The organism is Pseudomonas sp. (assembly GCF_049300855.1).
In the GTDB taxonomy this organism is placed as follows: domain Bacteria; phylum Pseudomonadota; class Gammaproteobacteria; order Pseudomonadales; family Pseudomonadaceae; genus Aquipseudomonas.
Map to the genome: position 1 here is coordinate 24,399 of NZ_JBAQKH010000030.1, position 11,963 is coordinate 36,361.

Annotated in this window: 11 protein-coding genes; 7 read left to right on the top strand and 4 right to left on the bottom strand. The window is 57.8% G+C overall.

Translation table 11 applies throughout. From position 1 onward, the window contains the following. Positions 1–605 precede the first annotated feature (605 nt). The 3 genes from tssI to WA225_RS17780 are packed head-to-tail and all read left to right on the top strand — an operon-like array spanning position 606 to position 5,707. Positions 606–3,956, top strand: a complete 3,351-nt coding sequence (tssI, locus tag WA225_RS17770) for a type VI secretion system tip protein TssI/VgrG (protein ID WP_422608950.1) — start codon at positions 606–608, stop codon at positions 3,954–3,956. Then, on the top strand, positions 3,949–4,617 hold the full coding sequence (locus tag WA225_RS17775; RefSeq protein ID WP_422608951.1) for a DUF2931 family protein: 669 nt from the start codon (positions 3,949–3,951) through the stop codon (positions 4,615–4,617). Before tssI ends, WA225_RS17775 begins: the two co-directional genes overlap by 8 nt. A gap of 13 nt (positions 4,618–4,630) precedes the next feature. Next, a complete protein-coding gene (locus WA225_RS17780; RefSeq protein ID WP_422608952.1) occupies positions 4,631–5,707 on the top strand; it encodes a hypothetical protein in 1,077 nt (358 codons plus the stop codon). Positions 5,708–5,803: 96 nt separating this feature from the next. On the opposite strand, the gene WA225_RS17785 is transcribed toward WA225_RS17780, so the two are convergent. The 3 genes from WA225_RS17785 to WA225_RS17795 all read right to left on the bottom strand — a co-directional run bounded on the left by WA225_RS17785 (position 5,804) and on the right by WA225_RS17795 (position 7,607). After that, positions 5,804–6,079, bottom strand: a complete 276-nt coding sequence (locus tag WA225_RS17785) for an HU family DNA-binding protein (RefSeq protein WP_003213368.1) — start codon at positions 6,077–6,079, stop codon at positions 5,804–5,806. 190 nt (positions 6,080–6,269) lie between these two features. After that, complete coding sequence (locus tag WA225_RS17790; protein ID WP_422608953.1) at positions 6,270–7,418, bottom strand: NAD(P)/FAD-dependent oxidoreductase; 1,149 nt, start codon at positions 7,416–7,418, stop codon at positions 6,270–6,272. 21 nt (positions 7,419–7,439) lie between these two features. Continuing rightward, positions 7,440–7,607, bottom strand: coding sequence for a rubredoxin (locus tag WA225_RS17795; RefSeq protein WP_003437744.1), 168 nt, complete (start codon positions 7,605–7,607; stop codon positions 7,440–7,442). A gap of 201 nt (positions 7,608–7,808) precedes the next feature. On the opposite strand from WA225_RS17795, the gene WA225_RS17800 reads away from it, so the two are divergent. Further along, complete coding sequence (locus WA225_RS17800; protein WP_422608954.1) at positions 7,809–8,369, top strand: chorismate--pyruvate lyase family protein; 561 nt, start codon at positions 7,809–7,811, stop codon at positions 8,367–8,369. Continuing rightward, positions 8,369–9,259: a 4-hydroxybenzoate octaprenyltransferase gene (ubiA, locus tag WA225_RS17805; RefSeq protein WP_422608955.1), complete on the top strand. Its 891-nt coding sequence runs from the start codon at positions 8,369–8,371 to the stop codon at positions 9,257–9,259. Before WA225_RS17800 ends, ubiA begins: the two co-directional genes overlap by 1 nt. A 113-nt stretch (positions 9,260–9,372) precedes the next feature. Here the strand turns inward: ubiA and WA225_RS17810 are convergent, their stop codons facing one another. Then, positions 9,373–9,759 carry a hypothetical protein gene (locus tag WA225_RS17810; RefSeq protein WP_422608956.1) on the bottom strand — a complete coding sequence of 129 codons (387 nt, stop codon included), beginning with the start codon at positions 9,757–9,759 and terminating at the stop codon, positions 9,373–9,375. Between the two features lie 151 nt (positions 9,760–9,910). On the opposite strand from WA225_RS17810, the gene phoB reads away from it, so the two are divergent. Both phoB and phoR read left to right on the top strand, forming a co-directional pair. Continuing rightward, a complete protein-coding gene (gene phoB / locus WA225_RS17815) occupies positions 9,911–10,600 on the top strand; it encodes a phosphate regulon transcriptional regulator PhoB (RefSeq protein WP_007896474.1) in 690 nt (229 codons plus the stop codon). Between the two features lie 74 nt (positions 10,601–10,674). Continuing rightward, on the top strand, positions 10,675–11,961 hold the full coding sequence (gene phoR, locus WA225_RS17820) for a phosphate regulon sensor histidine kinase PhoR (RefSeq protein WP_422609116.1): 1,287 nt from the start codon (positions 10,675–10,677) through the stop codon (positions 11,959–11,961). The last annotated feature ends 2 nt before the right edge of the window (positions 11,962–11,963 follow it).

An 11,963-nucleotide genomic window follows, 5' to 3' on the forward strand; every position in this document is an offset into this window, starting at 1 on the left:
GTGGGCGCATCGTAATCACTATGATGGCCACTAGCAAGCATCTGATTAAACAACAAGACGAAGTGTTCATTGAGGCCTGTAGGAGATCGCCCTATATGTTGCAAGGGAATCCCTGATAGTCATTTATATTCGCCGCATTTCTCTCGCCTCCGTCAAAGCCCCGAGCCAGAGCGCTTCTGCGCGGTGAGGCGACATCCTGCCGGACGCTCATCCCATTACAGGGCGGCAAGCATGACAACTCTTGAAAAAAATAGAAGTAGGACTCTTCCTAAAATGCATTGGTCTCTTTGAATAATTCAGCGAGGACAATGACCAACAAAAAAAGTGCCATCAATTTGATGGCAAATTACTTTGTGAAACTTTTAGCAGGCCGGAAACACTGCACATTCGTGCTAACTCAATAACTTCCGAAGTGGCTTCCTACGGCCCTTTCCTTCAATTCATACAACACCTTACAACCCGGAAGTCTCTGACAAATGACAGAGATACTTCTTACATCAATTTATTTCCCGCGCAGCTAGCGTGCCTTGGCGAATTTTTTTACGCGTGGCGATCAGGGACGATCGAACACCGCGCATCGACTCATTTTGCTTAAGGACAAGCGTATGTTCAGCACGGGCAATTGCGCGCCTTTTACCCTGCAGATTCCCGGAGTTCGCCACGACTTCAAGGTGCTCGCATTTGCTGGTGATGAAGCCATCAGCTGCCTGTACGCCATCCGGGTCGAACTGGTCAGTGAACGAGCGGATATCGATCTGGAAGGACTGCTCAGTCAGCCGGCGTTTCTGCAATTCGGGTTTAACCAAGAAGGCCTTCACGGACGCATTGAAGATGTGCGGATGGGTGAAGCCGGAAAACGCCTCACCGATTACCAACTGACGCTGGTGCCGGCGTTGTACTACTTGCAGTTCAGCCATGACCAACGGATTTTTCAGCAGCGCACGGTGCCGCAGATCATCGCGCAGGTGCTCAAGGGTCACGGTATTCAAGGTGATGCCTTCAGCTTTCATGTCACCCCGAATCCGCCTCGCGACTATTGCACTCAATACGCGGAAAGCGATTTTGAATTTATCCAGCGGCTGTGCGCCGAGGACGGTATCGCCTGGCATCACCAGCATTCGACAGACGGCCATTTGCTGGTGTTCACCGATGACCAGGTGTTTCTCCCCAGGTTGGCTGCGACACCGTATAAGCAGGAATCCGGCATGGTGGCCGAGCATCAGGTGATCAGCCGATTTGGTGTGCGTAACAGCACGCGCACCTGCTCCGTCACCCGCCGTGACTACGACCTGAAGCGCCCGAGCCTGTTGCTTGAAAGCCGCTTCACCGCCGGGTTCACTCCAACGCTTGAGGACTACCGCTATCCGCTGCTGATCGAGAACGAAAGGCGCGGCAAACAAATTGCCCGTCAGGCACTGGAGCGCCACCGTAGCGATTACGAACTGGGCGACGGCGAAAGCGATCAGACGAATCTGCGTTGTGGCCACCTGTTTGAGCTGACCGGACACCCGCGTAAAAAGTGCAACGACCTGTGGCTTCTGCTCAGCGTTGCCCATGAAGGCCGACAGCCACAAGTGCTTGAGGAGTTCGGCCCCAGCGACGTCAAAACCGCCGATGGTTTTACCCAAGGCTACCGAAATCGCTTTAGCGTGATTCCCGCTGAGGTGGTTTTCCGGCCTCCGCTGCCTGCACCACGCCGCCCGCTGGTGATCCAGACCGCACGGGTTACCGGCCCCGAAGACGAAGAGATTTACTGCGATGAGTTAGGTCGCGTGAAGATCGAACTTCCTTGGGATCGCAAAGAACTCAACAGTGAGCGCAGCAGTTGCTGGGTACGCGTGGCGAGCAGTTGGGCCGGAGATCATTTTGGAGCTGTGACCATTCCGCGGGTCGGCATGGAAGTCGTGGTGTCCTTTTTGGAGGGTGACCCGGACAAACCACTGATCACCGGGTGTGTGGCCAACAGAGTTACCACGCCGCCCTACTCTTTACCCGACCACAAGACCAAAACCGTCTTGCGCAGCGAAAGCTCGCCGCGCAATGGCGGCTACAACGAACTGTCGATTGAAGATCGCGCGGGACAGGAACTGATCTACTTGCGCGCGCAACGCGACATGGCGCAGAAAGTCGGCAACAGCCTTCAACTGGAAGTGGGCAACGAACGCCGCGAAACCATCAATGGCAGCAGTTACACCAAGGCTGGAAAGTCTCTCGACATCGAGGCCGGCCAGCAAGTGCATCTGAAGGCCGGCGCCAGTGTGGTGCTGGATGCCGGCGCCAGCATCACGCTGAAAGCCGGCGGCCATCACCTCGTGATCGACGCAGGCGGTATTTTCAGCAGCACGGAAATCGAGACGGGCCGCAAGCCAAACGCCAGTGAAGCCCCCCATCTGCTGCTGCCTGGACTGGATGGCGCATTACCCGTTGCGCCATCGGTGCACGCACGCGCAGACGACGAACTCGAAGAAGAGGAGGAAGAAGTCGAGCTGGAGGATGAAGCGCCGGGCGGCATCACCTTGCGCATCGGAGTGTTTTTCGATGGGACAGGGAACAATAAGGCCAACAGCGAGACGGTCGCCGCGTGCTATGCCCCGGATGCCAATCTCGCGGAAGCGGCTGAAGAAATCCAGCAGCACTGCGCCACCTATGGTTACGACGGAAACGGGAGTTCGCCGGACAATAGTTACGGAAATGATGTGAGCAACATTGTGCGGCTGTATGAGCTGTATACGGATCATTCCTTCGAAACACTGTCGGAGAAAACGAGAAACGCCTCTTTGCGCGTGTATATCGAAGGTATTGGCACAACAGCTGAGGCAGGTGACTCACTTTACGCACAAGCAACAGGCCGAGGTGAGACTGGCGTATCAGCTCGTGTGGAGCAGAGCCCTGAAAAAATCATTCGCCAATTTCGCTCACTGATCGATAAGAACCCCAATCTACTTATAGAAAAGATCGAATTCGATATTTTCGGCTTCAGTCGAGGTGCCGCTGCGGCTCGACACTTTGCAAATGAAGTTCTCAAAGGCAATCGCAGTATTCTTGCGGATGCGCTTCCAGCAGGTTCTCCGGCTCTCTCCAGCAGCTTTGACTGGCAGCCGCAATCAAGTATCAGCATTAATTTCATAGGTTTGTTTGACACCGTTGCAGCAATCGCCAACCCATGGCTGCTCGATTTTACCGGCGCTAACAGCAGAAACCACGGTCTCGATTTAAAGCTGCCTGATGGTTGCGCCAACAAAGTAGTCCACCTGGTTGCGCGTGATGAATATCGCGAGAACTTCGCACTTAACAGCCTGGGCGACATCGATCTGGCTTTGCCCGGTGTTCACTCGGATCTGGGCGGCGGCTACTTGCCCAGGGCCAAGGAAAAACTTCTGCTGAGCAACCCGATCACCAGCACTATCAGCCGAGACAAGGACGCGACCCGCAGTGTGGCCTATGTTGCGGCCGAGAAAGAAGCATTTGCCTGGTATGCAAAAGGCGTCATCGATGAGGACGTCCCGGGCAGCCATTTGCGCGTGGCATTTTGGGAAAGAGCCGTTACTCAACCGACAGAAAGGGGCAGATCCACACAGGATCCCCAGAAGCGGGTTTACGCAGCGGCCAGCATTGAGCGACCGGTACATGGCGAGCTGTCACTGGTGTATCTACGCATCATGCGTGAGCTTGCGGTTAGGCATGGAGTGCCATTCGACGAGATTGACGAGAATGAGCCAAGACTGGCCCTGCCTGCGGAATTGATCCCGATCCACGCCAAGCTTGAAGCTTATGCGCTTGGAAAATCATCCGTCGAAGCGCTGACTATCAAAGAAAGGGCTTTGTTACGTAGCCGCTATATACATCTTTCCGCTCACTGGAATGCAGCCAAGGGCCTGAACAGCAGCGACATGAGCATTGTTTTCATCAACCGACCAACCAAGAACAACCAACGAGTGGTGCATCCCCATGAATGACTTCACTCGACCTATCAGGAAAACAATGCACTTCCTTCTAGGCATATTGATGGCCGGCTGCGGACTAGACGTCTCCCAAGCTGCGGACAAGCTGCCCTGGTTCCTTGGCTTTGGAGCACCGGACTACATGGAGGTCTGGATTGAAACCGCCGATGTGGTGGATATTCGAGAGCGAGTATTCCGACGTGCCGGAGCCGGAATTGCTTCGGTAAGAGCTCCCGCTGATAACAAAGGCACGCCCGCAGGGTGGCCAGAAAACCCCGGAAGTGGCGCAGGGCGGGATGTCACCGGCGCCGACCTGCCCCGTTTGATCTATGTACGATGGCAATCCCAGGCCGAACCTCAAACCTATGAGGCTTACATCACCATTTCCGAATCGGCCCGGGAAATCATGCGCAAGCCGGAAAAAGCTTTCTGCAGGGCTGATGGAAAATGGATCACCGATTACCGCAATGATATCGGTATCGGTCTGGCACCCGGCGGCATAGCAAAGGTCTGGCTGGGCGGCCCCTGCTTTAAGGCGGTCGAAATTGCCCGCGTTCAAGGAACAATCAATCCCAAAGGCCCTTACGAGGGTAAATCCGGCGGTAAACATCGGCCTCTAACCGACGTATCCAAAGCCTACATCGAAAAATTCGGCATTCCCTTCGGGAGCTGGTAAGGAGCATTACCTCATGGAATTGAAACCGCTGTTGTTCGCAGCGCTGATGTGGCTTCCCGTTACCCACGCATCCGCATACACCCCGCTGGACGGTCATTACTACCTGTCTGGCGCAATGGAAATGGGCGCCGAGTTGCTGTTGCGTAAGGACGGCACCTTTTCTGCTGGTATCGCCTACGGATCGGCTGGCGGTGTCGCCAAGGGAAACTGGTATGTCGAGGAAAACACTCTCATGCTGGAGCAAGAGCCTGCTGCCCAACCAGCAAAGAAGCTTTCCTACAATCTTTCACGCGAGAGAACGCTGATCGAATTAAAGGAATATGCCGACAAAGAAAAAAATGAGTTGGCTAAAGAGAGCTACGTTTTAGAACTACGGTACGATCACCAACCTCCACCGCCGCCCCTGAAGCCCGTGATGGTCAGTCTCGAGTTCGATTCAGGTCCACCGGGTCAATTGCTCTTGAACTCGAATCAACAAACAGACCTCTGGTTTCCTTACGATCACCAGAGAGCTCTGAAAAAAATTGGCTTTGGCACAGATCATAATCCTGAAACTTATCAATGGTTCGATGTCGCGGGGGATAGCCGAGCGTTCAATATTGGCTGGAAGAAACGAAAAAACCAGCCCTTAACGTTCGAACAACCAATCGGATTTGATCTGGCGACCACCCGCCAATATCTGGCTCCAGATGAGCGAGAACGAGTTGACCATAACTATTGGTTGACGTTTTATCACTTCGATCCGGTCTCACCACCCGCGATCCATCCAGTGGACGTTCATTGGCAATTCGAAGACGGTTCGACATTGAAGGAGGTTTGGACAGACTCGCAGCGAAACACGCTGACACTGCCGTTCTCCCCAAAAAAAGCATTGGCGAAAATCGGTTTGCATACAAAAAATTCTCCTGATGAAATCGAGTGGTTCACCGTCATGCCGGAAACTCGATGGGCGACGCTGGACTGGCAAGCCTATCCTGACCCTGCCAACGGCGATCTTTCTGTGTTGTTCAACGATCTGCAATTAGCCATCGAACCCAACTGCTTGGCCGTCAATTTTGGCAACGGCAAGGCCTGCTTCCGGCGTCAATAAGCCGATTTACAGCCACAAAAAATGGGCACCCGACCGCAATCGGTGTGCCCATTTTTGATTACGGTGCTCCCTCGCTATTCAGGGGATCCGCCGCAATTATGGATTAACGCTGTCTTTCAACGATTTGCCTGGCTTGAACGCAACGGTGTTGCTGGCCTTGATTTTCACCGGCTCGCCGGTTTGCGGGTTTTTGCCGGTGCGGGCGCCGCGGTGGCGTTGCAGGAAGGTGCCGAAGCCGACCAGCGTCACGCTGTCCTTGCGGTGCAGAGCGCCGGTGATTTCTTCGAGAACGGCGTTGAGTACGCGGTTGGCCTGCTCTTTGGTCAGATCTGCTTTTTCAGCGATTGCAGCGGCGAGTTCTGGTTTACGCATTAGTGAAGCCCCTTTGACGGTTTTTTGTTGTTATGTCCGTGCTGTTCTCGTTGGAACAGCGCCCAAGGCGCCGCAGGCTCTACTCTGCGGCAGACGGGAGTGAGAATGGCACGCGGATACCGGCGGCGCCAGTCTCCCCGTGACCTTTGTAGGGGCAAAAGCGGGGTGATTCCGACAGAACGACCGGTATTTACGCCAGCAGGGCCGGAAGCTGTTTGTTCAGGGCAAGTTTTTCCAGCACCGCTGCGCCGGTCAGCGCGTAGCCGAGCAATTGGCCGTCGGCGCTGTGACACAGGGCCTTGATGTCGGCGCCCTGCCCCTCAACCGTCCAGACGCCTTCGCTGCCCCGTGGCGGTGGCGAGACGACCAGTGGGCAGACCGGAGTTTTCACCGTGATCGGCATCGGGCCGTAGCTCACTGCAGTCGGGTTGCCTGCCAGGGTTTGTGCCAGCGCACGCGCACAACTCATGAGGGGCATCACGTACAGCAGATTCAGCCCGTCGACCTCGGCGCAGTCACCCAGCGCATAGATATTGGCGTGGGAAGTCTTCAGATGCCGATCAACCACGACGCCGCGATTGACCTGCACGCCAGCGGCGGCCGCCAGATCGATACGCGGTCGCAGGCCGATGGCCGAGACCACAACGTCGCAAGGGATAACCTGGCCGTCGGACAAATGCGCTTCCAGTCCGTCGGCGACTTTCTGCAAGCGGGTCAGCACCGGGCCGAGGTGGAATTTCGCACCGAGGCTCTCCAGCCCGGCCTGCACCGCTGCCGCAGCGGCGGGGTGCAGCAACATCGGCATGACTTGTTCGCACGGCGCAACCAATTGCACTTCGTAGCCGCCGAGGATCAAGTCATTGGCGAATTCGCAGCCAATCAGGCCGGCACCGAGTAACAGTACCCGGCGTTTGCCCGCCGCAGCGGCACGGAAACGCGCGTAATCTTCGAGATCGTTGATCGGGAATACCCGTTCCGCGCCGTCGCCTTCAATGGGTACACGCACGGTTTCTGCGCCCCAGGCGAGGATCAGGTCGCGGTAATACACCGCCTCTTCACCGATCCACAGACGCTTGTGGCCGGCATCGATGCCGCTGATGCGCGTGTGGGTGCGCACCTCGGCTTTCAACTGCTCGGCCATCGCCCCCGGTTCAGCCATGCTCAGGTCATCGGCGTCCTTGTTCTTGCCGAAACCGGTGGAGAGCATCGGTTTGGAGTAAGAGCGGCCGTCATCGGCAGTGATCAGCAGCAGCGGGGTTTCGCTGTCGAGCTTGCGAAACTCGCGGGCCAGGTTGTAGCCCGCAAGGCCAGTGCCAATGATGACGACAGGTGCGCTCATGCCTTACTCCTTTCGATGTGCTTAGTTGATTTCGATCATTTCGAAGTCCATCTTGCCGACGCCGCAGTCCGGGCACAGCCAGTCTTCCGGCACGTCCTGCCACAGGGTGCCCGGCGCAATGCCGTCATCCGGCCAGCCGTCGGCTTCGTTGTAGATGAGGCCACAGACGATGCATTGCCACTTTTTCATACAGGTACTTCCTCAGGGTTCAGGCTCATTGCCGGCGCGGACGGTCGATGGTTATTGCGCTGCCATCCGGCTCAGCGCGTTTTGTACTGATGGAGCCGGTCAGATGCAAGCCTGTTCGGCGCAATGGCGACCCGGATCAATCAATCTCGCAGCTCGCCATGGTAAGCTCGCCGCCTCATTTGCGGCCAATAATGACTCATTGTGCAACATTCAAATGCCTGCCCGACCCCGCTCTGGCTGACCCAAAGCCGACTGACGCCCCTCTCCGATTCGTTGACCCTCGACTGGTTGTTCGACGAAGGCTCGCTGACCCGCCGACTGACCCGGCTGTCCGACGATGGCTTCAGCGTCACGCCGTTGTTCGAAGGCTGGGACACCCTGCGCGCTGACGAGTGCGCAGCGCTGGATCTGGCCGAGGGCAGCGAAGGCTGGGTGCGCGAGGTGTATTTGCGCGGTCACGGCGAGGCCTGGGTGTTTGCTCGCAGCGTGGCCTCGCGCGCTGCCTTGCAGGGCGACGGTTTGCACATGGACGAACTGGGCAGCCGCTCGCTGGGCGAATTGCTGTTTTGCGATCAGGCGTTCCAGCGTCGCGCCCTCGAAGTTTGCCACTACCCTGAACAATGGCTGCCACAAGCCGCGAAAGCGCAGCAACTGTGGGGCCGCCGCTCGCGCTTCGACCGTGGCGCGCTGAGCGTACTGGTCGCGGAAATCTTCCTGCCGAGCCTGTGGAGCGCCGCCCGCGCCCATCCGGAGAACTGCTGATGTATCAGAGCCTGCTCAAGTCGCTGAATCGCTTGAACCCGCGCGCCTGGGATTTCATTCAGTTGACCCGGATGGACAAGCCGATCGGCATTTATCTGCTGCTGTGGCCGACCTTGTGGGCACTGTGGATTGCCGGCAAAGGCTCGCCGTCGCTGGCCAACGTGGTGATTTTCGTCCTCGGCGTGGTGCTGACCCGCGCCGGTGGTTGCGTGATCAACGACTGGGCCGATCGCAAGGTCGACGGCCACGTCAAACGCACCGCGCAGCGACCGCTGGCCAGCGGCAAGATCAGTTCGAAAGAGGCGCTGGTGTTCTTCGCCCTGTTGATGGGCGTGAGTTTCCTGCTGGTGCTGTGCACCAATGCACCGACGATCTGGTTGTCGTTGGGCGGTCTGGCACTGGCCTTCACCTATCCGTTCATGAAGCGCTACACCTATTACCCGCAAGTGGTGCTGGGCGCGGCGTTCTCGTGGGGCATGCCGATGGCGTTCACGGCCGAGACCGGCGAACTGCCGGCGGCGGCGTGGCTGCTGTGGATTGCCAACCTGCTGTGGACGGTGGGTTACGACACCTATTACGCGATGACCGACCGCGATGACGACTTGAAGATTGGCGTGAAGTCGACGGCGATTCTGTTTGGCGAAGCGGATCGGCTGATCATCCTGAGCTTGCAGGCAATGTCGCTGGGCTGTCTGTTGCTGGCGGGGTCGAAGTTTGAGCTGGGCGTCTGCTTCCATCTCGGCTTGCTGGTGGCTGCCGGCTGCTATGCGTGGGAGTTCTGGTACACGCGGGATCGCGACCGGATGCGCTGCTTCAAGGCGTTCTTGCACAACCACTGGGCCGGGTTGGCGATATTCGTCGGAATCGTGCTGGATTACGCATTGCGCTGAAGATTCAAACCTGTGGCAGCGAGCTTGCTCGCGAACGCTTTGGGTCAGTTGCCACATAGGCTGACTGAGACGACGCCTTCGCGAGCAAGCTCGGCTCCTACAGGGTGACGCGGTTATTTTTGTGACATGTGGACGACGTGCCAGACGTCTTTCATGCCATCACCTTTCATTTCTCCAGGTTTTTCGTCCTTCATGAAGGTGTACAGCGGCTTGCCGTCATAGGCGTACTGCATCATGCCGTCATCGCGCTTGATGACCGTCCATTTGCCTTCAGCCTTGGCCCCTGCCGGCGCCATCATCGGCGGCCAGTTTTTCGCGCAATCGCCGTTGCACATCGACTTGCCGCCAGCGTCCTTGTCGAACGTATAAACGGTCATGCCTTTGTGGTCGACCATCATGCCGTCCTTCATCATGGCCGGCTCGGCAGCCATGGCAAATCCGGGCAGAGTCAGGGCGGCAGCCATCAGCAGTGCTTTGAAAGAAACAGTCATTTGAGTCATGGAAACCTTCTTTTGTGGTTGTCAGGATTCGGACTTAGAGCTTAGTTGAGGATTTGCACAATCGCTGCCGGACTAAAATACTGTCACACGACTGCAATAATTCCGTTATCTAATGCGGCGCAAGACAGTTAAATGACAAGAGGATTAAGGCATGGTTGGCAGGAGCATTCTGATCGTCGACGACGAAGCGCCCATTCGCGAAATGATCGCCGTTGCGTTGGAAATGGCCGGCTATGACTGCCTCGAGGCAGAGAACTCGCAGCAGGCACACGCCATCATCGTCGACCGCAAGCCGGACCTGATCCTGCTCGACTGGATGCTGCCCGGCACCTCGGGCATCGAGTTGGCCCGTCGTCTGAAACGCGATGAGCTGACCGGGGACATCCCGATCATCATGCTCACCGCCAAGGGCGAAGAGGACAACAAGATCCAGGGTCTGGAAGTCGGCGCCGACGACTACATCACCAAACCGTTTTCCCCGCGCGAACTGGTCGCCCGCCTGAAAGCCGTGCTGCGTCGCGCCGGCCCGACCGACGGCGAAGCGCCGATTGAAGTCGGCGGCCTGCTGCTCGACCCGATCAGCCACCGCGTGACCATCGACGGCAAACCCGCCGAAATGGGCCCGACCGAATACCGTCTGCTGCAATTCTTCATGACCCATCAGGAACGCGCCTACACCCGTGGCCAGTTGCTCGATCAGGTCTGGGGCGGCAACGTCTATGTGGAAGAGCGTACCGTCGACGTGCACATCCGCCGCCTGCGCAAGGCCCTCGGCGACGCCTACGAAAATCTGGTACAAACCGTGCGCGGCACCGGCTACCGGTTTTCCACCAAGGCCTGATCCGACCGCCAGACTCGCAGACAAGGACCGTATTTCCCGTGAATCAAAACTGGCATGGCACCCTGATTCGCCACATGCTGTTGCTGGTCACCGCCTGCCTGGTGATCGGCCTGATCACCGGCTATTACGGCTGGAGCCTCGCGGCGGGTCTGGGCATTTATCTGGGCTGGACGCTCAAGCAACTGCTGCGGCTGCACGAGTGGCTGCGCCAGCACCAACCCGACGAAGCACCGCCCGACGGCTATGGCCTGTGGGGTGAAGTGTTCGATAGCATCTACCACCTGCAACGCCGCGACCAACGTGTGCGCGGACGCCTGCAAGCGGTGATCGACCGGGTTCAGGAGTCCACCGCCGCGCTGAAAGACGCGGTGATCATGCTCGACAGCGACGGCAACCTGGAATGGTGGAACCGTGCCGCCGAAACCCTGCTCGGCCTCAAGACTCCGCAAGACAGTGGCCAACCGGTGACCAACCTGGTGCGCCATCCGCGCTTCAAGGAGTACTTCGAGCAGGAAAGCTATGCCGAGCCGCTGGAAATCCCTTCGCCGACCAACGATCGCGTGCGCATTCAGCTGTACCTGACCCGCTACGGCAACAACGAACACTTGATGCTGGTGCGCGACGTCACCCGTATTCATCAACTGGAACAGATGCGCAAAGACTTCATCGCCAACGTCTCCCACGAACTGCGCACGCCGCTGACGGTGATCTGCGGTTATCTGGAAACCCTGCTCGACAACGTCGAAGAAGTGAACCCGCGCTGGAGCCGTGCCCTGCAGCAAATGCAACAACAGGGCGGACGCATGCAGACGCTGCTCAACGATTTGTTGCTGCTGGCGAAACTGGAAGCCACCGACTACCCGTCGGACAACCAGCCGGTGCAGGTCGATACGCTGCTGCAATCGATCAAGAGCGACGCACAGCAATTGTCCGGCGCGAAAAACCAGCGCATCAGCCTCGAAGCCGACGCCAGCCTGTTGCTCAAGGGCAGCGAGGCGGAATTGCGCAGCGCGTTTTCCAATCTGGTGTTCAACGCCGTGAAGTACACCCCGGCCGAGGGCAACATCCGCATCCGCTGGTGGGGCGACGATCAGGGCGCGCACCTGAGCGTGCAGGATTCCGGGATCGGCATCGACAGTAAACACCTGCCGCGCCTGACCGAACGCTTCTACCGCGTCGACTCCAGCCGCAACTCCAACACCGGCGGTACCGGACTGGGTCTGGCCATCGTCAAGCATGTGTTGCTGCGCCATCGCGCACGCATGGAAATCAGCAGCGTGCCCGGTCACGGCAGCACGTTCACCTGCCATTTCGCCCCGGCTCAGGTGGCTCAGGCGCGGGCAATCAGCGCCGCCGAGTAATA

Bases quoted from the DNA above. Each gene is read 5' to 3' on its own strand.
- tssI (WP_422608950.1), top strand. From the start codon at position 606: ATGTTCAGCACGGGCAATTGCGCGCCTTTTACCCTGCAGATTCCCGGA.
- WA225_RS17775 (WP_422608951.1), top strand. From the start codon at position 3,949: ATGAATGACTTCACTCGACCTATCAGGAAAACAATGCACTTCCTTCTA.
- WA225_RS17780 (WP_422608952.1), top strand. From the start codon at position 4,631: ATGGAATTGAAACCGCTGTTGTTCGCAGCGCTGATGTGGCTTCCCGTT.
- WA225_RS17785 (WP_003213368.1), bottom strand. From the start codon at position 6,079: ATGCGTAAACCAGAACTCGCCGCTGCAATCGCTGAAAAAGCAGATCTG.
- WA225_RS17790 (WP_422608953.1), bottom strand. From the start codon at position 7,418: ATGAGCGCACCTGTCGTCATCATTGGCACTGGCCTTGCGGGCTACAAC.
- WA225_RS17795 (WP_003437744.1), bottom strand. From the start codon at position 7,607: ATGAAAAAGTGGCAATGCATCGTCTGTGGCCTCATCTACAACGAAGCC.
- ubiA (WP_422608955.1), top strand. From the start codon at position 8,369: ATGTATCAGAGCCTGCTCAAGTCGCTGAATCGCTTGAACCCGCGCGCC.
- WA225_RS17810 (WP_422608956.1), bottom strand. From the start codon at position 9,759: ATGACTCAAATGACTGTTTCTTTCAAAGCACTGCTGATGGCTGCCGCC.
- phoB (WP_007896474.1), top strand. From the start codon at position 9,911: ATGGTTGGCAGGAGCATTCTGATCGTCGACGACGAAGCGCCCATTCGC.
- phoR (WP_422609116.1), top strand. From the start codon at position 10,675: ATGCTGTTGCTGGTCACCGCCTGCCTGGTGATCGGCCTGATCACCGGC.